We start from the raw sequence: 20099 nt of genomic DNA, 5'->3' as shown, positions 1-20099 counted from the left end.
GGTCCGATCCTAGCAGGCGTACGCGGCTCAGTGCAGCGTCGCACCACCCGGGTCGAGGCGGTCAAGCACGCCCTGCATGGCGCTGTCGAAGGCGCCATCGTCGATGTGGGGACGCAGGCGACCCAGCCGCACCATCACCGCCAGTTCCTCGGGCGAGGCCACGCAGAAGCGCACGCCACGACGGTTGACGAACAGCAGGCGTGCGGAAATCGGGCTGATCCAGGACAGCTTGCCGGCCTGCACCTTGCCGTCCTTGTCGACGAAGTCCAGCCAGTTGCCGATCTCCATCCGCCGGAAGCGATCGGCATCGGCGTTGTCGAAATCGTCGGTATTGAAGGTACTGCCCAGCTCCACTGCCGGCGTTTCCGGTGCCGGCGGCGCCGGCAGTACCACCTGCGGCAACTCGGGCAACGCGCGCTCCAGCTCCGGTCGCGATTCGGCGATGCCCTGCAATGTGTCGTGCAGCGCATCGACGGCTGCGGTGGCTGCATCGCCATGCACGCCGACGCTGGCAAATACCTTGGCCAGCAGCGGCTGCCAGGCCTGCAGCCACGGCTTGCCGACAATCTGCCGGCGCGCCTCGGCCACTTCCTCCAGCAGACCATCGGCCAGGGTCAGCGCTTCGGCCACCGAGGCACCCTCCTCGCCCTCGCGCAGCAGCGCCAGGGTCAGATGGTGCTGCCAGGGCTGGCGCAGGAATTCGGCGATCGCCGGCGGCAGGGTGGCGTCGCCGATGCGGCGATCCAGTTCTGCACCGGCACGGGTACGGGCCATTTCCAGCTTTTCCTGGCCGCGCTGGGTCTCGGCGGCCCGACGCTCGGCGATTTCCACGCGACGGCGGTGCTGTACCAGGAAATCGCGGAATTCTTCTTCCAGGGTCAGGAAGATCGCCAGGTTCTCGTTGAACTCGGCGACCAGCCGCTCGATGATTTCTTCGACCTTGGCCATCAGCATGCGTTCGGCCTGGCTTTCGCCGGTGTTGCCCTCGCAGGCCTCGGCCAGCGAGTTGAGCAGCTTGCGCGCCGGGTGGGTCTTCTGCACGAACATGCGGCGATCCAGCATCGCCACTTTCACGAACGGAACCACCAAGCGGCCGATCAGCTCACGCGAGCGGCCTTCCAGTTCACGCTCATCGAGCATCACGTCGAACAGCATGCCGACCAGGTCGATCGCATCCTCGTCCTGCGCGTCCAGCCGGGTCTGGCCCGGGTCGACACCCAACCGGGTGGCGCTGGACAGCACTTCGCTCTTCAAGCGCTGCGCCAGGGATTCGCCGTCCTCGCCGATCGCCGCGCGCAGGGTCGCACTGGGCGTGGCCTGCAGCAGCGACAGTACGGACATCATTTCGCGCTGGCTCAACGGGCGATGCTGGCCGACCGCGACCTGCGCCGCAGAGGTTGCGTCCTCGCGCACGTGGCGGGTCTGCTGCAGCAGTTCGTGCAGGGCTTCCAGCAGCATGCCCTGCTGGCCGGGATAGGCTTCACCGGACGGGTTCTCTTCGCCACCCGCGTGTTGCTGCATGTGGCCACGACGCTCCGACCAGCGCGCGGCAAACCGCTGCGCCCAGGCCGGTGCGGCCTGTTCGTCGTCATTGAATTCGTTGTCGAAGCCAGGTGCCGTGCGCTGCTCGACCAGATCATCCAGGCCATGCGCAACGTGCTGCGTCGGCGCCGGCGCCAGTGGTCGGCGCGGGGCACCCATCTGCGACATCACCCCAGCCGCGGCCAGGTGCTCGTCCAGCTTTTCGTAGATGCGGCCCACCGGTGCGCGCATGTCGCGCTCGCACAGTTTGATCAGCACCAGGTGCACTTCCGGGGCCAGCTCACAGCCGGCGAAGGCTTCGTGGATGGCCACGCCCAGATGCTCGGGGCTGATCGGGTTGCGGTCGGCGTCGAGGTCGATACCGCCGCCCAGCCAGCCCAGGCGACGGTCAAGCCGCGCCAGCACCGGCTTGAAGTCGCGCAGCAGCACGGTGGCGAAGTTGCGCACCGCCAACCGCGATTCCAGTACATGTTCCGGCACCAGGCTCAGGCCATCCTGGGCCTGTCCGGACAGGGTCAGCTCGGCAGAGACGGGCTCGCCTGCAGCCAGGCCGGCCCAGGCATGGCCAAGATGGCCGGCGAAGGCACCGGCAATCTCCTCACGGCGGCGGCGCAGCTCGCGCATCGCGTCCAGGAACAGCAACTGCGACGAGCCGGCATTGCCGGCACGGTCGAACAGGGCATCATCGAAGCGGGCCAGTGCCGCGCCAAAGGCCTGGCACAACGCCGGCAGGACGATGTCCCGGGCAAGCTGGAGCTGGGCCGGGTCACGGCCCGGCGATCCCATCGGAGTGGGCGCGCTCATCATTCGGGAAGGCTCCCCACCTTCTCTGGTGCGACAGACATCATGGACATCACGACGGCCGGTACACCCCATGCACCGGTCCCTCGATGGTAGGCCGGCCAGCCCATCACGGACAGTGAAACAGTCCTCACTTCAAACCTCATGAACGGCGGCCCGGCAATATTACGTATCGTAAGCCGTGCAGGGCCTGCGAGGCGAGGGGACGCGGGGCTCCGTGATCCGCCAGTGGCATGATGTTCATCACAGTTTGCTATTCAGGGGTCTGACGCGACACAAACGGCGTCATCTACCTCCCCGACTATAATCAGCGACCCGTGATGACCGGTTCAGACTCCATGCCCGACCCTGCTGCCCTGCTTGCCCTGGATGCCCGCCGCTCGGTGCCCTCGCGGCAGCTGGGCGAGCCCGGTCCAGACCCGGCCACCCTGCAGCGGATGCTGACCTCGGCGGTGCGCGTGCCCGACCACGGCAAGCGCGTACCGTTCCGCTTCCTGAAGATCGCCGGCGATGCACGTCACACTCTGGGCGACTTCCTGGCCACGCGCAGCCGCCAGCGCGACCCGCATGCCGGCGAGGCCGTGTTCGAGAAGGACCGCCAGCGCTTCAGCCATGCACCGCTGGTGATCGTGGTGGTGGCCAGCCCCCGCCCGGACCCGAAAGTGCCCGCGCAGGAACAGCTGATGACCGCCGGCTGCGTGTGCTTTGCCCTGTTGCAGGCCGCCCAGGCACTGGGCTTCGGCGCGCAGTGGCTGACCGCGTGGATGGCCTTCGATCCCGCCGTGCATGCCCATCTGGGGCTGACCGAGGGCGAAGGCATTGCCGGTTTCATCCACATCGGCACGCCCAAGGCCGAGGTGCCCGAACGCGAGCGCCCCGATGCCGCGGCCCTGCTGCAGGACTGGACCGGCCAGTGAGCGCCGTGATTCCCGTGGCGATACCGCCGCCGCTGTATCTGGTCGACGCCAGCATCTACGTGTTCCGCGCCTGGCATTCGCTGCCGGACGAATTCCAGGACAGCCAGGGCTGGCCGACCAACGCCGTGCACGGATTCGCCCGCTTCCTGCTCGACCTGCTTGAGCGCGAGCGCCCGCGGCACATCGCCATCGCCTTCGATGAAGCGCTCGACAGCGGCTTCCGCCACCGCCTGTACCCGGCCTACAAGGCCAACCGGGACCCGGCGCCGGAAGCACTCAAGCGCCAGTTCGTGCACTGCAAGGCGCTGTGCGCGGCACTGGGCCTGGCGGTGCTGGCCCACCACGATTACGAAGCCGACGACCTGATCGGCAGCGCCCTGCATGGCCACCGCAACAGCCATCGCGGCGTGATCATTTCCGCCGACAAGGACCTGTCGCAGTTGCTGCTCGACCATGACGAGCAATGGGACTACGCACGCAACCAGCGCTGGGACGTGGCCGGGGTAAAGGCCAAGCACGGCGTGCACGCGCACCAGATCGCCGACTACCTGGCGCTGTGCGGCGATGCGGTCGACAACATTCCGGGCATCAGCGGAGTCGGCGCCAAGTCGGCAGCCGTGCTGCTGGCCCATTTCGGCAGCATGGACGTGCTGTACGAACGCCTCGACGAAGTGCCGTTCCTGCGCCTGCGCGGTGCGGCGCAGATGGCGGTGCGCCTGCGCGAGCAGCGCGAGCACGCCCAGCTCTGGCGCCAGCTGACCACCATCGCCCTGGACGCTCCATTGGAAGGCTGCCAGCCCGGCATGCCGCGCCAGGTGGCCGATGCGGAGCTGCTCGGCGGCCTGTGCCAGACCCTGCGATTCGGCCCCATGACCCGTCGCCGGCTGTTCAATGCCGCCGGCATTTCCGACCCCGTTCCCACTTCTCCCACTTCCAGCGAGCCCGCATGAGCCAGCGCAACACCGAAGCACCGCGTGTCGTCTACGAAGGCAAATACCAGCGCATGGTCGTGCGCGGCAGCTGGGAGTACAGCGAACGCACCCACGCCGGGGGCCTGGCCGCGATCATCATTGCCGTCACCCCCGAGGACAAGGTGCTGTTCGTCGAACAGTTCCGCGTGCCGCTGCAGGCGCCGACCATCGAGATGCCGGCGGGGCTGGTCGGCGACATCGATGCGGGCGAGTCCATCGAAGTGTCCGCTGTACGCGAACTGGAGGAGGAAACCGGCTGGACCGCCGAGCACGCCGAAGTGCTGATGATCGGCCCCACCTCCTCCGGTGCCAGCAGCGAGAAGATCGCCTTCGTGCGTGCCACCGGCCTGCGTCGCATCGGCGAAGGCGGTGGTGACGAGAGCGAGGACATCACCGTGCATGAGATCCCGCGCACGCAGGCGGCTGCCTGGCTGGTGCAGAAGATGGCCGAAGGCTATGAAGCAGATGCCAAGCTGTGGGCCGGCCTGTGGATGATCGAGCACCACCTGGACGGCCGGCCCCGTGGCTGACGCCGGCCTGCACGCGCTGCCGGCACTGCTGGGCGCCGACGATCCGGCGATCTTCAGCGTGCACCGTGCGCAGGGCGCCTCACCGTTCCTGCTGCTGGCCGATCATGCCGGCCAACAGGTGCCGCGTGCACTGGCCGATCTTGGATTGCCGCAGACCGAACTGGACCGGCATATCGGCTGGGACATCGGCATCGGCGGCACCACCCGTGCCCTGGCCGATCGGCTGGATGCGTGGGCGATCGAGCAGACCTATTCGCGGCTGCTGATCGACTGCAACCGCCCGCTGGTTTCGCCCACGCTGATCCCCGAGGTCAGCGACCACACCGTGGTGCCGGGCAATGCCGGGCTGTCGCCAGTGCAGCGGCAGCAGCGTATCGATGCGATCCACGCGCCCTACCATGCACGCATCGACGCCGAACTGGATGCGCGCCGCGATGCGGCACGGCCGACGCTGCTGGTGATGATGCACAGCTTCACCCCGGTGATGAACGGCGTTGAGCGCCCTTGGCATGCCGGCGTGCTGTACCACCAGGACACCCGTTTTGCCCACGCCCTGCTGCAGGCGCTGCGCGATGAAGGCGATCTGGTGGTGGGCGACAACGAACCCTATTCCGTCAACAGCAACAGCGATTACGCGGTACCGGTACATGGCGAAGGCCGCGGTCTGGTGCATGTGGAACTGGAGATCCGCCAGGACCTGATCGCCGATGACGCCGGGCAGCAGGCGTGGGCGGAGCGGTTGGCGCGGATTTTCAGCGCGTTGCAGCCAAAGTTGTTGGCGTTCGGATGACGTCATCCACGCATGGCGTGGATCTACTGGGTAGTGCCGGCGCATCCATCCAAGGGAACGGCTTGTAACCGCGAACCTGCAGCGGTATGCCGATGCCGGCGAAATCATCCTTGATCGCCTGTGCTCGGCGCCGATCCAGCATCTCCCCCAGCACCAGCGGCAGCGCGCGGCAACGTGCCAGCGCTTCGCCCACCGGAATATCGAGCAGGCGCGCCACGCGCTGTGCCGCAACCTTGATCTGTTCGTCCGCACATCCCTCCAGCGTCAACCCGAATGCGGCGAAGATGCCCGGCCCGACACCGGCTGCGCACGCAGCGGCCTGTTCGGCAGCACCCGCTTCGCCCAATGCTTCATCGACACCGTCCACCTGCAGGAAGGCGTCGTACTCTGCGTAGTACGCCAACGCTTCGGCGTAATCGTGCAGGGAAGAAAGCGGGCGCTGGCGCTTCTGCACATCCAGGACGTCAGCGAACGTGGCCGGTTCCAGGTAGGTCGACAGCCCCAGCGCCTGCGCGGCCTCGGGCACCTCACCATCATCATCGAACGCGGCGTCTTCATCGGCCGGCAACCAGAAGCGCGCCTGCAGCAGGTCGTCGTCGGTGGCGTGCACCCAGCCGAAGGAGGCATACACCTCATCGTCATCGTTGCAGGCTGCGAACGCGTGCAGGGTCTGTTGCAGGTCCAGCAGCTCGATCATGCTTCGTTGCTCAGGCAAGCGGTCGTCGCCGAGTCTACCCGTGCCGGACGCAGGCCCAGCGCGATGACCACGCCGAGCGCGGCGAACAGCGCGGCGCCGTACTGTGCGTTGACCATACCCTGCAGGGCATCGGCACTGGTCGCTGCCTGCGTACCGCGCGCGGCATTGGCCACCATCACCAGTACCGCCAGCCCCAACGCGCCGCCGATCTGCTGTGCGGTGGCGGCCATGCCGGACGCGACACCCTGCTGTGGACCCGGCACGCCCTGCCCGGCCACGATCCACATCGCCGTCCAGCTCATGCCCTGGCCGACGCTGAGCACCACGATGCCCGGCAGCAGCGGCCAGTAGCCGGCGCCGTGCGGCATCGCCAGCGCCACTGCGGCGATGCCGACGGCACCGGCGGCGAAACCCCAGGCCAGCACCTGCCGTGGCGAACGGCGCTGCAGCATGCGCTCGGCAATGCGGATGCCGAAGGTGCACACCAGCGTCGGCAGCAGGAAGGCCATGCCAGCCTGCAGCGGGCTCCAGCCGTAACCATCCTGGAAATACAGCGCCAGGAAGTAGTACTGCACGCCATAGCTGCTCATGAACGCGAAGGTCAGGCCGAGTGCCGCACGCAGGCCAGGCAGGCGCAGCAGTGCGAATTGCATCAGCGGATCACGGCTGCGCTTTTCGATCTGCACGAAAACCGTCAGCAGTACCGCTGACAGCAGCAGGCAGATGAGCGTGGCCGGCGCCGTCCAACCCCACTCCGGCCCCTGTACCAGGGTGGTGACCAGCAGGCTGCCGCCGGCAGTGACGGTGAGGCAGCCGGCCAGGTCGAAGGAACGGCCGCGCACGCGCGGGCCATCGGCCGGCAGCCACGCGCCCGCAGCAACCGCACAGGCCGTGGCCAGTGGCACGATCACCGCCAGCACCGCCGGCCAGCCGAACGCCTGGGTCAGCACGCCGCCCAGCAGCGTGCCCAGCGCCAGGCCCGCGGCACTGGCCATGCTCCAGATCGCCAGCGCGCGGTTGCGCACCGGGCCTTCGGCATACAGGGTATTGATCAAGGCCAGGGTGGCCGGGAACAGCAGTGCCGCACCGATGCCCTGCGCCGCACGCGCCACGATCAGCAGCGTGGCATTGGGCGCCAGCGCGCCCAGCAGCGAGGCCAGCGCGAACAGCAGCATGCCCAGCCGGTAGAAGCGGCGCCGGCCCAGCAGATCGGCCGCACGCCCGCCCAGCAGCAGGCTGCCACCGAAGGCCACGGTGTAGGCGCTGACCACCCACTGCAGCTGCTGCGCATTGATCTGCAGCGCGCGGCCCATGTCGTGCAGGGCAACGAAGATGATGGTGGCGTCCAGGGCGATGATCAGCTGCGCGGTGGCCAGCAGGGTCAGCGCCCAGCGCGGGTATTTCAGGGGAGGCATGCGGCGCCCGGTTCGGAGGGGGGACGGCAGTCTCATTGATGCCGGTGCATCAATAAACCCCCTTCGCGCGATTTCTGTCATGATTTTTGGCATGAATGGATCCTCGATGGACCTCAATGCGGTGCGCATGCTGGTGCAGGTAGCCGAAGCGCGCAGCTTCACCGTGGCCGCCGGCCAGCTCGGCCTGAGCCAGTCCGGGCTGTCACGCGCGATCGGCCGGCTGGAAGCGTCGCTGGGAGTGAAGCTGCTGCAGCGGAACACCCGCAATGTCGCGCTGACCCCGGATGGCCAGCAGTTCGTCGAGCAGGTGGGACCGTTGCTGTGCGGCATGGAAGACGCCGAGCGGCTGCTGGCCGACCGCCCCTGCACGCCCTCGGGCGTGCTGAAAATCAGCGCGCCCTCCATGTTCGGGCGCAAGGTGCTGGTGCCGTTGCTGGGTCCGTTGCTGGAACGGCATCCGCAGCTGCAGGTGGAAGCGGTGCTCAGCGACCGCCTGGTGGATCTGGTGGAGGAAGGCTTCGATGCAGCGTTGCGCACTGGCACCATCGCTGACCAGCGGATGGTCGCGCGTCCATTGAAGCCACTGCGCTGGGTGACCGTGGCCAGCCCGGCCTACCTGGCCGCGCAGGGCGAGCCGGCCGATGTGGCGGCATTGCAGGACCATGCCTGCCTGGCGGTGCGCAACCTGCGCAGTGGCCGGTTGGTGGACTGGCAGTTTCTGCAGGACGGGCAGCTGCGCGAGGTCACGCCGCCGACGCGGATGGTGTTCGACTGCGGCGATCCGTTGGTCGAAGCAGCGATCGCGGGCATCGGCATCGTGCAGGTGATGGATTTCGCAGTGGCCGACGCGCTGGCCGATGGTCGCCTGCAGCGCGTGCTGCAGCCGTTCGAAGGCCGCAGCCGCGCGTTGTCGTTGATCTACCCGCCTTCGCGGCAGCATTCGCCGAAGCTGCAGGTGCTGGCCGAGGCGTTGCTCGCCGGGGATTGGTAGATCCACGCCGTGCGTGGATGAGGTTCAAGCGCAGGAGCAGCCAGGCATGGCCTGGCGCTACTGGCCGTTACTCGATTGCTCATGCACAAGGCCGCCGTGCATAGGCCGGCGCTCCCTGATTCAGCCCAATTGGAGGAAGAACGCCCCGGGGCGTGCTCCGAGAGCAAAATCAGGCTGATCCTGAATGAAGAGGTACGCCATGCCATCGGACAGGACGCCTTTGTGCGAATGCAGAATGTCATCGATGTCCGCCCCATAGAGCATCAGGCGACGACGGCCCCCCTTCCAAGTCAAGGGCGACTGCAGCCATGCGTCAATTCCATCCAGCTTGGAATCCAGGTTCTCGTCGTCGTCAGGCTCCAGACACTCGACACGCTCGATCCGACCGCGCTCAAGGGAGTCGCTCATGCATCGACTTCTCGATGCAGCGCCACGGCGGTATGCGAGTACAACAGCCTCACTGGTTCCCTCCCCAGCCCGTAGCTGACGGAGGTGCGTGTGACGCTGGACATCGACCGGAATGAAGATGGAGAACCAGAAGTCTTCGGCGATCTCCTGCGAATAGAACCAATGGGCCGGAATTGCCATCAAGTGAAAGAGCGCACGACCTTCAGCGCAGGTTGGCCAAGGAATGTGCTCTGGAAGAAAAGCACCACCGCCAACATACGCATCTGTGCGAGATGGCTTTTCCGTGGTCAACAGCAGGCGGGTGTACATGGTGGTGTGGCCGAGGGATGCACGGGCATCCACGGTGCCAGCCACCCTCCTCGCGGTTCAAGGTTAATAGCGTCAGCCTTGAACAATGGAGAAGGCCGGTGCACCCATCCCATCATCGTGGCGGCAGAACGGAATGCCGCCGGGCATGGCCCGGCGCTACCGGTAAGGCGTTGCCGGCCAGCGGCCGGCACTACCAGCGATCAGGCGAAGCTATCGGTGGCGCGCACCAGCGCGTCGACGTTCTCGGCTTCGAACGCCGAATGCCCAGAGGCCGGGGTGATCTCCAGCTTCGCCTTCGGCCACACCTTGGTCAGGTCCCAGGCGTTGGCCAGCGGGCAGACCACGTCGTAACGGCCGTGCACGATCACGCCCGGGATGTCGGCGATGCGGTGCGCGTCGCGCAGCAGCTGGTCTTCCACTTCGAAGAAACCGCCGTTGACGAAGTAGTGGTTCTCGATGCGGGCGAACGCCAGCGCGAAATGCGGGTCTTCATGGCTGTTGATGAAGTCGTCGTCCACGTGCAGGAAGCTGGTCGCGCCTTCCCACACCGCCCAGGCCTTGGCCGCATCCAGGCGCGTTGCTTCGTCTTCGCTGGTCAGGCGGCGGTGGAAGGCCGAGATCAGGTCATGACGCTCCACCGCCGGAATCGGCTTGAGGTAGTGCTCCCACGCATCCGGGAACAGGCGGTTGGCGCCTTCCTGGTAGAACCATTCCAGTTCCCAGCGGCGCAGCATGAAGATGCCGCGCAGCACCAGTTCGGTCACGCGCTGCGGATGGGTTTCGGCATAGGCCAGCGCCAGGGTCGAGCCCCAGCTGCCACCGAATACCTGCCAGCGATCGACCTTCAGGTGCTCGCGCAGCGTCTCGATGTCGGCCACCAGGTCCCAGGTGGTGTTGTCCACCAGATCGGCGTGCGGGGTGGAACGACCGGCGCCGCGCTGGTCGAACAGGATGATGCGGTACTTGGCCGGGTCGTGGAACTGGCGCATCTTGTCGCTGCAGCCGCCGCCGGGCCCACCATGCAGCATCACCACCGGCTTGCCGTCCGGGTTGCCGCACTGTTCGAAGTACAGCGTATGGCGGTCATCGACTTTGAGGGTGCCGACGTCGTAAGGGGTGATGGCGGGGTACAGCGTACGCATGCTTGCAGCTCCGTGGTGGTGCCCTGCCCTTGGCAGGAGAACCTCCATTCTAGGCCGGTCGCCGGCCCAGGGTGACCCGGTCGCGCTGCTCCAGGTCCTGCACGGTCTGCACGTCGCTGTAGCCGGCCTGCTCGAACAGCGCGCCGATGGCATTCCCCTGGTCCCAGCCGTGTTCGATCAGCAGCCAGCCGCCGGGCTGCAGATGGTCGCCGCCGCCGGCGACGATGCGGCGGATGTCGTCCAGCCCATCAACGCCGGACGCCAGTGCAGTGGCCGGCTCGAAGCGCAGGTCGCCCTGTTCCAGGTGCGGGTCAGCGCTGGCGATATAGGGGGGATTGCTGGCGATCAGATCGAAGCGTTCGCCACGCAGCGGCGCATACCAGTCGTCGCCCCCTTCGGCAAAACGCACGTTGCCCAGTTCGTGGCGCGCGGCGTTGCGGGCCGCCACCGCCAGCGCAGCGGCACTGGCGTCGGTGGCCAGTACCTGCGCCTGCGGCCGCTCGCTGGCCAGGGCCAGCGCGATGGCACCGCTGCCGGTACCGAGGTCGGCCAGCTGCAGCGCGCGGTCCGATGGCAGGCGATCCAGCGCCAGTTCCACCAGCAGTTCTGTCTCCGGGCGCGGAATCAGGGTGGCCGGGTCGACCTCCAGGTCCAGCGTCCAGAAGCCACGGCGGCCAGTCAGATAGGCCACCGGTTCACCCGCAAGGCGGCGGTCCAGCAGGGCCGCGAAAGCGCCCTGTTCGGCGGCCGGCAACGGATCGGTGGCATGCGCGAACAACCAACTGCGTGGCCGCTCCAGCACATGCAGCAGCAGCAGCTCGGCTTCATGGCGTGCCTCGGCGCCCGGCAGGCGGGCGCTGGCGTCTGCCACGACCTGGCGCAGGGACGGTTGGGAATCGGCGGGCATCGCAGGTACTGGCACGGGCGGTGGGGCCGCAATTGTAGGGTGTGGAGACCGTTCAGGTACGCGTGGACGGGATAAGGGCGGGCTATCGACCCGTTTCCGCAGCCAATGGCGATTTCCCTTGTCATACAGCGGGTTGCAGGATGCGGGCGGCATGATTCATTGCCGGCTCAGCGCACATCAATAGACTGTATCTATCAAATAGATGCAATCAATGCATTGTCCTTATCGAAACGGAACCAGTAACCTAGGTCCTGTCGATTCACCCACTCCCCTTCACCCAGAGGAAAAACGATGTCCCTGATCAACACCCAGATCCAGCCGTTCGAAGCCAACGCTTACCTGAATGGCGAGTTCATCAAGGTCTCCGACAGCACCCTGAAGGGCCAGTGGTCGGTCCTGATCTTCATGCCGGCAGCCTTCACCTTCAACTGCCCGACCGAGATCGAAGACGCCGCTGACCATTACGCCGAGTTCAAGAAGGCCGGCGCCGAGGTCTACATCGTCACCACCGACACCCACTTCTCGCACAAGGTCTGGCACGAAACCTCGCCGGCCGTCGGCAAGGCCCAGTTCCCGCTGGTCGGCGACCCGACCCACCAGCTGACCCGCGCCTTCGGCGTGCACATTGAAGAAGAAGGCCTGGCCCTGCGCGGCACCTTCATCATCAACCCGGAAGGCGTGATCAAGACCCTGGAGATCCACTCCAACGAGATCGCCCGTGACGTCTCCGAGACCCTGCGCAAGCTGAAGGCTGCCCAGTTCACCGCCGCCAACCCGAACCAGGTCTGCCCGGCCAAGTGGAAGGAAGGCGAAAAGACCCTGACCCCGTCGCTGGACCTGGTCGGCAAGATCTAAAGCAGTACCGGCCTGCCGCAGCCCCACGCTGCGGCGCGCCCTTCATCCCCGTGCCGGTCCCCCCGCCGGCGTGGGGGTGAACCCAAGACAGCCAACGCGCGCCAGCCTTGGCCAGCCAGCCCCTTCCACGGTCGCTGTCTTGGGTTCACCCCTACCCCCTGCTGGTCCGCTACCTTCTACAGCGGTGCCACGCCCTCGTTTTGCCTGAAGCCAGGAGAAGACCATGTTGGACGCCAACCTGCAGTCGCAGCTGAAGACCTATCTGGAGCGCGTGACCCGCCCGATCCAGATCACCGCGCATGCCGATGACGGTGCCAAGTCGCAGGAGATGCTGGACCTGCTGCAGACCCTGGAAAGCCTGTCGGACAAGATCTCGCTGCAGGTGCTGCGTGATGGCCAGGGCCGCGTGCCGTCCTTCGACCTTGGCGCGCCGGGCCAGGACATCCACCTGACCTTCGCCGGCCTGCCGATGGGCCACGAGTTCACCTCGCTGGTGCTGGCACTGCTGCAGGTCGGCGGGCATCCGTCCAAGGCCACCGCCGAGCTGATCGAGCAGGTGCAGAACCTGGAAGGCGACTACAGGTTTGAAACCTACTTCTCGCTGTCCTGCCAGAACTGCCCGGACGTGGTGCAGGCGCTGAACCTGGCTGCGGTGCTCAACCCGCGCATCCAGCACGTGGCCATCGACGGTGCGCTGTTCCAGCAGGAAGTCGAGCAGCGCGAGATCATGTCGGTGCCCACCGTCTACCTCAATGGTGCGGTGTTCGACCAGGGCCGCATGACGCTGGAGCAAATCGTGGCCAAGCTGGACACCAACGCCAGCAAGCGCGATGCCGAGAAGATCGCCGCCAAGGAGGCCTTCGACGTGCTGGTGGTCGGCGGTGGCCCGGCCGGTGCCGCTGCAGCGATCTACGCTGCGCGCAAGGGCATCCGTACCGGCATCGCCGCCGAGCGTTTCGGTGGCCAGGTGCTGGACACCATGGCGATCGAGAACTTCATTTCGGTGAAGGAGACCGAAGGCCCGAAGCTGGCTGCGGCGCTGGAGCAGCACGTGCGCGAATACGAGGTCGACATCATGGACCTGCAGCGCGCCAGCGCGCTGGTGCCGGCCGGTGAAGATGGCCTGGTGCAGGTGCAGCTGGAAAACGGCGCGGTGCTGAAGTCGCGCTCGGTGATCCTGTCCACCGGCGCCCGCTGGCGGCAGATGAACGTGCCCGGCGAAGACCAGTACCGCAACAAGGGCGTGGCCTACTGCCCGCATTGCGATGGCCCGCTGTTCAAGGGCAAGCGCGTGGCAGTGATCGGTGGTGGCAATTCCGGCGTTGAAGCCGCCATCGATCTGGCCGGCATCGTGTCGCATGTGACCCTGCTGGAATTCGATTCCAGCCTGCGTGCCGACGAAGTGCTGCAGAAGAAGCTGCGCAGCCTGGCCAACGTCACCGTGCTGACCAGTGCGCAGACCACCGAAGTGCTGGGCGACGGCAGCCGTGTCACCGGCCTGGTCTACAAGGACCGTGTCGGCGGCGACTCCCATCGCGTCGAACTGGAAGGCATCTTCGTGCAGATCGGCCTGCTGCCGAACACCGAATGGCTGAAGGACACCGTGGCTCTTTCGCCGCGTGGCGAGATCGTCATCGATGACCGCGGGCAGACCAATCTGCCGGGTGTGTTCGCCGCGGGTGATTGCACGACGGTACCCTACAAGCAGATCATCATCGCGATGGGCGCCGGTTCGACCGCCGCACTGAGCGCTTTCGATCACCTGATCCGCTCCTCGGTTCCCAAGAGCAGCGGTGCGGTGGCCGAAGCGGCCTGATCCAACGTTCCCAGGCCATCGGGAGCACCATCAACCGGCCGGGCAACGCCACGCCGGTGCAGTACCCCGAGAGGTCTGAGGATGAACCTGCGTGACCTGAAATACCTGGTGGCCCTGGCCGATCACAAGCACTTCGGTCGGGCCGCCGCCTCCTGCTTCGTCAGCCAGCCGACGCTGTCGACCCAGATCCGCAAGCTGGAAGAGGAACTGGGCCTGCCGCTGGTGGAACGCGCGCCGCGCAAGGTGATGCTGACCCCCGCCGGCCATGAAGCGGCCGCGCGGGCGCGGGTGATCGTGGCCGAAGTGGAGCAGTTGAAGGAAGCAGCGCGACGCAGCCGCGATCCGGAAGCGGGTACCGTGCGCCTGGGGATCTTCCCCACCCTGGGCCCGTACCTGTTGCCGCACGTGATTCCGCGCCTCCGCACGCGCTTCCCCGAGCTGGAACTGCTGCTGGTGGAAGAAAAGAGCGATGTGCTGCTGGAGCGCCTGCGCGAGGGCAGGCTCGACGCCGCACTGTTGGCGCTGCCGGTGATCGACGACCAGCTGCATGCCGAATTCCTGTTCGAGGAGCCTTTCCTGCTGGCCGTGTCCGGCCGCCATCCGCTGGCCACGCGCGAGCATCTGGACGTGCAGGAACTGGCCACGCAGAAGCTGCTGCTGCTGGAAGACGGCCACTGCCTGCGTGACCAGGCGCTGGAAGTGTGTCGCCTGTTCGGCGCCAATGAAAAATCCGAATTCCGTGCCACCAGCCTGGAAACGCTGCGACAGATGGTCGCCGCCGACGTGGGCATCACCCTGCTGCCCAGCCTGTCGGTACAGCCGCCGGTGCCGCGCTCGAACAACATCCGCCTGATCGACTTCGTCGGCGAGGGCCGTCCCAGCCGTCGCATCGCCATGATCTGGCGCCGCAGCTCGGCGATGAACGAGTTCCTGATGGAGCTGGCCGAGCAGTTCAAGCGCCTGCCCGATGCGCTGTTCACGCTGGAGGCGTTGGCCCCGGCAAACGGCGATGCTGCCACCCCGTCCACGCCGGTGCTGAACGGCTGAGACACCGCAGCCGGGCCTCGAAACCGCCGGGAGTCGATTCCGGCCGCATTTGTCCCCACAATACAGTCAGGCGGCGCCAGCAGGTGCCGCCTTTTGCATGGCTTTCAACCAAGGAGCGTCACCATGAACACCGCCAGCGGCCTGCCGCCGTCGATCACCGTTTCCACCCTAGACATGGACCGCCTGGACGCCATGCTCGAATCTCCGACAAACAGCCAGACGCCCGCCGCGCGTGCGCTTGCCGACGAACTCAACCGGGCGACCGTGTTGCCGCCAGACCAGATTCCCGAAGGCATCGTCATGATGCATTCGCGCGTGGAGTGCGAAGATGAAGTGTCGGGCGAGAAGCATGTCCTGACCCTGGTCTTCCCCCGCGAAGCCAATGTCGATGAAGGCAAGGTGTCCGTGCTGGCGCCCGTCGGCAGTGCCCTGCTTGGCCTGGCCGTGGGCCAGAGCATCGACTGGACCGCCCCGGGCGGCCGCAAGCTGCGGCTGCGCGTGAGCGCGGTCCACAACGACCGTCCCTGATCTGCGCTGCGTACCGCGCGCGATCGGATTCCCCGCAATTCCCCGCACCAGGAGCCGTAATGAGTACCCCGTCCAAACTGTCCCAGCTGCGCGAACTGTCCGTGGTGGTTGCCGATACCGGTGACTACGAGGCGATCAAGCGCCTGCAGCCGGTGGATTGCACCACCAATCCGACCCTGGTGAAGAAGGCGCTGGACCTGCCGGTCTATGCGGAACTGATCGAGCGCGAACTGGCCTGGGGTCGCCAGCAGGGCGGTGACCGCGAGGCCGTGGTGCACGCGGTGGCCGACCGCCTGACCATCGGCGTCGGCGCGCTGCTGAGCACGCTGGTACCGGGCCGCGTGTCCACCGAAGTGGACGCCGACCAGGCCCACGACACCACCGCGACCGTGGCCAAGGCCCGTCAGTTCATCCAGATGTACGCCGATGCCGGCGTGCCGCGCGAGAAGATCCTGATCAAGATCGCCGCGACCTGGGAAGGCGTGGAAGCCGCGCGCGTGCTGCAGGCCGAAGGCATCGACTGCAACCTGACCCTGATCTTCAACCCGACCCAGGCGCTGGCCTGCAGCGAAGCGGGTGCGTTCCTGATCTCGCCGTTCGTCGGCCGCATTCTTGACTGGTACGTGGCCAACGGCCAGACCCCGGCGAACATCGACGAGGACCCGGGCGTGGTGTTCGTGCGTGGGGTGTATGCCGAATTCAAGCGCCGCGGTTCGCCGACCGTGGTGATGGGCGCCTCGTTCCGTTCGACCGCGCAGATCGAAGCGCTGGCCGGCTGCGACCGCCTGACCATTTCGCCGGACCTGCTGGAGAAGCTCGACGCCGACCACGGCGCGCTGCCGCGCAAGCTGGTGGCCGGTGCTGCTGAGGCGGTGCAGGTGACGCCGATCGACGCGGCGACGTTCGCTGCCGACCTGGCGGCCGATCCGATGGCAACCGAGAAGCTGGCGACCGGTATCGATGCGTTTGCCAAGGATCTGGAAGCGCTGCGTCAGCGGATCCGCGAGGCACTGTGAGGGTTCCAGCCAACGGCTGAGCCCCTCGTGGCGGGGGGCTCAGAGCAAAAGCCGCGCTTGGCCGGGCGGGTTGGGTACGCGGGGGACGCCGTGAATCCGTCCCTGGAGGCTTGGCCGCCGCATCCATGCGGCGGACACCCCCGCGAACCCAACCCGCCCGACCTCTGACAGTTTCCTGCGGCGGTCCGCCACGGAAGAAAGAAAAGAAGTGCAAAAGCGGGTCGCGCGCTACGCGTGCTCACAAACAAAAAGGACGCGGCGAATGCCGCGTCCTTTTTGTTTTCTTTCAGGTCGTCAGTAACCCATGCTCTTACCCACCGTCACCGGGAAACTGTCGGGGGCGGGGCGGTGTGGGTTGGCAGGACCGTTGGCGCCATGGATGGCGCCATCGAGCCCCCAGGGACGGGTTTACGGCGTGTCCTGCCAATCCACACCGTCCCGCCCAACCCACAGAAACCCAGAGCCGCTTTGGCTCTGGCTTTGGATTTCAGCCGTTGACGTTGCCCGCCGCAGGCGGACCACCGCGCGTCAGCGCGGCACCTCCATATCCAGCCCGATCGGGCAGCTCACGCCGGTACCGCCAATGCCGCAGTAGCCGTTCGGATTCTTCGCCAGATACTGCTGGTGATAGTCCTCGGCGTAGTAATACGCCGGTGCCGGATACACGATCTCGGTGGTGATCGGGCCATAGCCGGCCGCAGCCAGCTGCGCCTGGTAGGCCTCGCCGCTGGCCAGCGCCGCCGCGTACTGGGCCTCGTCAGTAGCGTGAATCGCTGAACGGTACTGGGTGCCGGTGTCGTTGCCCTGGCGCATGCCCTGGGTCGGATCATGGCTTTCCCAGAACAGCTGCAGCAGGCGCTCCAGACTCACCACCGCCGGGTCGAACACCACCTGCACCACCTCGGTGTGGCCGGTCAGGCCCGAACAGACCTCTTCATAGGTGGGGTTCGGGGTGATACCGCCGGCATAGCCCACCGTGGTGCTGTACACACCCGGCTCGCTCCAGAACTTGCGCTCGGCACCCCAGAAGCAGCCCAGCGCGAAGCGGATCTGCTGCAGGCCGGCGAAACGGTCCTTCAGCGGATGGCTGTTCACAAAGTGCTGGTTGCTGTGCAGCGGCAGCGGTTGCTCGCGGCCCGGTAATGCCTCTTCCAGGCGCGGCAGGCGCTGCTTGAAGGCCCCGATGCCGAGGATGCCCTGTCCGATTCCCAACATGATGCGCTCCTACGCCGGAAGGCCGGCAATGTCGTCGGCATCTGAAATGGGGTCGCCGGGGGCGTGGCCCAAGTCCAGCGCGGCGACGATGTCCTCGGCCTGTGGCCGCGCGGCGTCGGGGATACCGACCCGCAGCACCCCGAACAGCGGCAGCTCGCCCATGCCGCCCAGCAGCGACTCGCCGAACACGAAGGCCGGGATGCCGGCGTCTTCCAGTGCGTGCTTGACCAGGTGGGCGTCGAACAGATTGTCGGCCTTGTACACAATGTGCATGGGGCGGCTCCGTGGGACAGGATTCCAGCATACGCCCGGGGGCTGAATGGGCCGCTGCGCTCGCCGGGCATGGCCCGGCGAGCGTAGCGGCAACCCGGGCAGCCCTTCCCGGTAAGCGTTAGACTGGCAATCTTTCTGCCTTACTTTCGCCGACTCATGTCAGAGCACACCCCCGCCAGCCCCGAGACCCCCGCCGACAGCCACGAAAAGCGCGATTTCATCCGCCAGATCGTGCGCGAGGACCTGGCCAGCGGAAAGCACCAGGCGATCAAGACCCGCTTCCCGCCGGAGCCGAACGGCTACCTGCACATCGGTCATGCCAAGTCGATCTGCCTGAACTTCGGCGTCGCCGGTGAGTTCGGCGGCGTCTGCAACCTGCGTTTCGACGACACCAACCCGGCCAAGGAAGACCCGGAGTACGTGGCCGCGATCCAGGACGACGTGCGCTGGCTGGGCTTTGAGTGGAACGAGCTGCGCCACGCTTCGGACTACTTCCAGACCTATTACCTGGCCGCCGAGAAGCTGATCGCCGACGGCAAGGCCTATGTGTGCGACCTGTCGGCCGAGGAAGTGCGCGCCTACCGCGGCACCCTGACCGAACCAGGTCGTCCCTCGCCGTACCGCGACCGCAGCGTCGAGGAAAACCTCGACCTGTTCCGCCGCATGCGTGCCGGTGAATTCCCCGATGGCGCGCGCACCGTGCGCGCCAAGATCGACATGGCCAGCGGCAACATCAACCTGCGTGATCCGGCGCTGTACCGCATCAAGCACGTCGAGCACCAGAACACCGGCAATGCCTGGCCGATCTACCCGATGTACGACTTCGCTCACGCGCTGGGCGATTCGATCGAAGGCATCACCCACTCACTGTGCACGCTGGAATTCGAAGACCACCGCCCGCTGTACGACTGGTGCGTGGACAACGTCGACTTCGCCCACGATGACGCGCTGACTCAGCCGCTGGTCGACGCCGGCCTGCCGCGCGAAGCAGCCAAGCCGCGCCAGATCGAGTTCTCGCGCCTGAACATCAACTACACGGTGATGAGCAAGCGCAAGCTGATGGCGCTGGTCACCGAACAGCTGGTGGATGGTTGGGAAGACCCGCGCATGCCGACCCTGCAGGGCCTGCGTCGCCGTGGTTACACCCCGGCTGCGATGCGCCTGTTCGCCGAGCGCGTGGGCATCAGCAAGCAGAATTCGCTGATCGATTTCAGCGTGCTGGAAGGCGCGCTGCGCGAAGACCTCGACAGCGCCGCACCGCGCCGCATGGCCGTGGTCGACCCGGTCAAGCTGGTGCTGACCAACCTGGCCGAAGGCCACGAAGAGCAGCTGACCTTCAGCAACCACCCGAAGGACGAGAGCTTCGGTACCCGCGAAGTGCCGTTCGCACGTGAGGTGTGGATCGACCGCGAGGACTTCGCCGAAGTGCCGCCGAAGGGCTGGAAGCGCCTGGTTCCCGGTGGCGAAGTGCGCCTGCGCGGCGCCGGCATCATCCGCTGCGATGAAGTGATCAAGGATGCCGACGGCACCATCACCGAACTGCGCGGCTGGCTGGACCCGGAGTCGCGTCCGGGCATGGAAGGCGCCAACCGCAAGGTCAAGGGCACCATTCACTGGGTCAGCGCGGTGCACGGCGTGCCGGCCGAGATCCGCCTGTATGACCGCCTGTTCTCGGTGCCGAACCCGGACGACGAATCGGAAGGCAAGACCTACCGCGACTATCTCAATCCGGAATCACGCCGCACCGTCACCGGCTATGTCGAGCCGGCTGCTGCCACCGCTGCGCCGGAACAGTCGTTCCAGTTCGAGCGCACCGGCTACTTCGTTGCCGACCGTCGCGACCACACCGAAACCAAGCCGGTGTTCAACCGCAGCGTGACCCTGCGCGACACCTGGTCGGCCTGAGGACCTGCGCGGGCGCCAGGACGG

The 20099-nt window shown here is 66.6% G+C and carries 19 protein-coding genes; 11 read left to right on the top strand and 8 right to left on the bottom strand.

Going from position 1 to position 20099, the window contains the following annotated elements:
* Nucleotides 1-27 precede the first annotated feature (27 nt).
* A complete protein-coding gene (pacR, locus tag ACEF39_RS03625) occupies nt 28-2349 on the bottom strand; it encodes a PacR family protein (RefSeq protein ID WP_500287012.1) in 2322 nt (773 codons plus the stop codon).
* Nucleotides 2350-2681: 332 nt separating this feature from the next.
* Here pacR and ACEF39_RS03620 point away from each other — a divergent pair, with 332 nt between their 5' ends.
* Genes ACEF39_RS03620 through ACEF39_RS03605 form a run of 4 tightly spaced genes read left to right on the top strand, consistent with a single transcriptional unit; the run spans nt 2682 to nt 5551 of the window.
* Nucleotides 2682-3260 carry a nitroreductase family protein gene (locus ACEF39_RS03620; protein ID WP_500287011.1) on the top strand — a complete coding sequence of 193 codons (579 nt, stop codon included), beginning with the start codon at nt 2682-2684 and terminating at the stop codon, nt 3258-3260.
* 5 nt (nt 3261-3265) lie between these two features.
* Entirely contained in the window at nt 3266-4210 is a 945-nt protein-coding gene (locus ACEF39_RS03615; RefSeq protein ID WP_500287962.1) for a 5'-3' exonuclease, read from the top strand.
* Nucleotides 4207-4761, top strand: coding sequence for an NUDIX hydrolase (locus tag ACEF39_RS03610; RefSeq protein WP_089238921.1), 555 nt, complete (start codon nt 4207-4209; stop codon nt 4759-4761). The genes ACEF39_RS03615 and ACEF39_RS03610 overlap by 4 nt, the downstream gene beginning before the upstream one ends.
* On the top strand, nt 4754-5551 hold the full coding sequence (locus ACEF39_RS03605; protein WP_500287010.1) for an N-formylglutamate amidohydrolase: 798 nt from the start codon (nt 4754-4756) through the stop codon (nt 5549-5551). Before ACEF39_RS03610 ends, ACEF39_RS03605 begins: the two co-directional genes overlap by 8 nt.
* Here the strand turns inward: ACEF39_RS03605 and ACEF39_RS03600 are convergent.
* Together ACEF39_RS03600 and ACEF39_RS03595 are read right to left on the bottom strand one after the other, a co-directional pair.
* The gene (locus tag ACEF39_RS03600) at nt 5514-6248 is read right to left on the bottom strand and encodes a DUF7716 domain-containing protein (protein ID WP_500287009.1); all 735 of its coding nucleotides are present in this window, start codon (nt 6246-6248) and stop codon (nt 5514-5516) included. The two genes, ACEF39_RS03605 and ACEF39_RS03600, sit on opposite strands and share 38 nt — an antisense overlap.
* Nucleotides 6245-7663: an MFS transporter gene (locus ACEF39_RS03595; RefSeq protein WP_500287008.1), complete on the bottom strand. Its 1419-nt coding sequence runs from the start codon at nt 7661-7663 to the stop codon at nt 6245-6247. Before ACEF39_RS03595 ends, ACEF39_RS03600 begins: the two co-directional genes overlap by 4 nt.
* Nucleotides 7664-7769: 106 nt before the next feature.
* Here ACEF39_RS03595 and ACEF39_RS03590 point away from each other — a divergent pair, with 106 nt between their 5' ends.
* The gene (locus tag ACEF39_RS03590) at nt 7770-8654 is read left to right on the top strand and encodes a LysR family transcriptional regulator (protein WP_191078612.1); all 885 of its coding nucleotides are present in this window, start codon (nt 7770-7772) and stop codon (nt 8652-8654) included.
* A gap of 120 nt (nt 8655-8774) precedes the next feature.
* Here the strand turns inward: ACEF39_RS03590 and ACEF39_RS03585 are convergent, their stop codons facing one another.
* The 3 genes from ACEF39_RS03585 to prmC all read right to left on the bottom strand — a co-directional run bounded on the left by ACEF39_RS03585 (nt 8775) and on the right by prmC (nt 11420).
* Nucleotides 8775-9404, bottom strand: a complete 630-nt coding sequence (locus ACEF39_RS03585; RefSeq protein WP_500287007.1) for a hypothetical protein — start codon at nt 9402-9404, stop codon at nt 8775-8777.
* Between the two features lie 167 nt (nt 9405-9571).
* Nucleotides 9572-10513, bottom strand: coding sequence for a prolyl aminopeptidase (pip, locus tag ACEF39_RS03580; RefSeq protein WP_230112927.1), 942 nt, complete (start codon nt 10511-10513; stop codon nt 9572-9574).
* A 49-nt stretch (nt 10514-10562) separates the two neighbouring features.
* A complete protein-coding gene (prmC, locus tag ACEF39_RS03575; RefSeq protein ID WP_500287006.1) occupies nt 10563-11420 on the bottom strand; it encodes a peptide chain release factor N(5)-glutamine methyltransferase in 858 nt (285 codons plus the stop codon).
* 291 nt (nt 11421-11711) lie between these two features.
* Between prmC and ahpC the strand changes: the two genes are divergently transcribed.
* The 5 genes from ahpC to ACEF39_RS03550 all read left to right on the top strand — a co-directional run bounded on the left by ahpC (nt 11712) and on the right by ACEF39_RS03550 (nt 16682).
* Nucleotides 11712-12275: an alkyl hydroperoxide reductase subunit C gene (gene ahpC, locus ACEF39_RS03570; RefSeq protein WP_025877950.1), complete on the top strand. Its 564-nt coding sequence runs from the start codon at nt 11712-11714 to the stop codon at nt 12273-12275.
* Between the two features lie 223 nt (nt 12276-12498).
* Complete coding sequence (gene ahpF, locus ACEF39_RS03565) at nt 12499-14091, top strand: alkyl hydroperoxide reductase subunit F (RefSeq protein WP_500287005.1); 1593 nt, start codon at nt 12499-12501, stop codon at nt 14089-14091.
* Between the two features lie 81 nt (nt 14092-14172).
* Entirely contained in the window at nt 14173-15138 is a 966-nt protein-coding gene (locus ACEF39_RS03560) for a LysR substrate-binding domain-containing protein (protein ID WP_500287004.1), read from the top strand.
* A 123-nt stretch (nt 15139-15261) separates the two neighbouring features.
* Nucleotides 15262-15666, top strand: coding sequence for a nucleoside diphosphate kinase regulator (gene rnk / locus ACEF39_RS03555; protein ID WP_500287003.1), 405 nt, complete (start codon nt 15262-15264; stop codon nt 15664-15666).
* Between the two features lie 59 nt (nt 15667-15725).
* Nucleotides 15726-16682 carry a transaldolase gene (locus ACEF39_RS03550; RefSeq protein ID WP_500287002.1) on the top strand — a complete coding sequence of 319 codons (957 nt, stop codon included), beginning with the start codon at nt 15726-15728 and terminating at the stop codon, nt 16680-16682.
* Nucleotides 16683-17210: 528 nt separating this feature from the next.
* Here the strand turns inward: ACEF39_RS03550 and msrA are convergent.
* Together msrA and ACEF39_RS03540 are read right to left on the bottom strand one after the other, a co-directional pair.
* Nucleotides 17211-17876, bottom strand: a complete 666-nt coding sequence (msrA, locus tag ACEF39_RS03545) for a peptide-methionine (S)-S-oxide reductase MsrA (RefSeq protein WP_500287961.1) — start codon at nt 17874-17876, stop codon at nt 17211-17213.
* 30 nt (nt 17877-17906) lie between these two features.
* Complete coding sequence (locus ACEF39_RS03540) at nt 17907-18170, bottom strand: putative signal transducing protein (protein WP_089238899.1); 264 nt, start codon at nt 18168-18170, stop codon at nt 17907-17909.
* A 156-nt stretch (nt 18171-18326) separates the two neighbouring features.
* Between ACEF39_RS03540 and ACEF39_RS03535 the strand changes: the two genes are divergently transcribed.
* Nucleotides 18327-20075, top strand: coding sequence for a glutamine--tRNA ligase/YqeY domain fusion protein (locus tag ACEF39_RS03535; protein WP_500287001.1), 1749 nt, complete (start codon nt 18327-18329; stop codon nt 20073-20075).
* The last annotated feature ends 24 nt before the right edge of the window (nt 20076-20099 follow it).

Origin of the sequence: Stenotrophomonas indicatrix (assembly GCA_041545745.1) — a bacterium.
Lineage (GTDB): Bacteria > Pseudomonadota > Gammaproteobacteria > Xanthomonadales > Xanthomonadaceae > Stenotrophomonas > Stenotrophomonas indicatrix_A.
The sequence above is the reverse complement of the archived record's forward strand: the minus strand, read 5'-3'. Positions and strand labels throughout refer to the sequence as shown.

Excerpts from the sequence above, each read along its gene's own strand:
- ACEF39_RS03560 (WP_500287004.1), top strand. The coding sequence starts at position 14,173 with ATGAACCTGCGTGACCTGAAATACCTGGTGGCCCTGGCCGATCACAAG.
- ACEF39_RS03540 (WP_089238899.1), bottom strand. The coding sequence starts at position 18,170 with ATGCACATTGTGTACAAGGCCGACAATCTGTTCGACGCCCACCTGGTC.
- ACEF39_RS03550 (WP_500287002.1), top strand. The coding sequence starts at position 15,726 with ATGAGTACCCCGTCCAAACTGTCCCAGCTGCGCGAACTGTCCGTGGTG.
- ACEF39_RS03610 (WP_089238921.1), top strand. The coding sequence starts at position 4,207 with ATGAGCCAGCGCAACACCGAAGCACCGCGTGTCGTCTACGAAGGCAAA.
- pip (WP_230112927.1), bottom strand. The coding sequence starts at position 10,513 with ATGCGTACGCTGTACCCCGCCATCACCCCTTACGACGTCGGCACCCTC.
- rnk (WP_500287003.1), top strand. The coding sequence starts at position 15,262 with ATGAACACCGCCAGCGGCCTGCCGCCGTCGATCACCGTTTCCACCCTA.
- ahpC (WP_025877950.1), top strand. The coding sequence starts at position 11,712 with ATGTCCCTGATCAACACCCAGATCCAGCCGTTCGAAGCCAACGCTTAC.
- ACEF39_RS03620 (WP_500287011.1), top strand. The coding sequence starts at position 2,682 with ATGCCCGACCCTGCTGCCCTGCTTGCCCTGGATGCCCGCCGCTCGGTG.
- ACEF39_RS03600 (WP_500287009.1), bottom strand. The coding sequence starts at position 6,248 with ATGATCGAGCTGCTGGACCTGCAACAGACCCTGCACGCGTTCGCAGCC.
- ACEF39_RS03595 (WP_500287008.1), bottom strand. The coding sequence starts at position 7,663 with ATGCCTCCCCTGAAATACCCGCGCTGGGCGCTGACCCTGCTGGCCACC.
- pacR (WP_500287012.1), bottom strand. The coding sequence starts at position 2,349 with ATGATGAGCGCGCCCACTCCGATGGGATCGCCGGGCCGTGACCCGGCC.
- ACEF39_RS03590 (WP_191078612.1), top strand. The coding sequence starts at position 7,770 with ATGGACCTCAATGCGGTGCGCATGCTGGTGCAGGTAGCCGAAGCGCGC.
- ACEF39_RS03535 (WP_500287001.1), top strand. The coding sequence starts at position 18,327 with ATGTCAGAGCACACCCCCGCCAGCCCCGAGACCCCCGCCGACAGCCAC.
- ahpF (WP_500287005.1), top strand. The coding sequence starts at position 12,499 with ATGTTGGACGCCAACCTGCAGTCGCAGCTGAAGACCTATCTGGAGCGC.
- prmC (WP_500287006.1), bottom strand. The coding sequence starts at position 11,420 with ATGCCCGCCGATTCCCAACCGTCCCTGCGCCAGGTCGTGGCAGACGCC.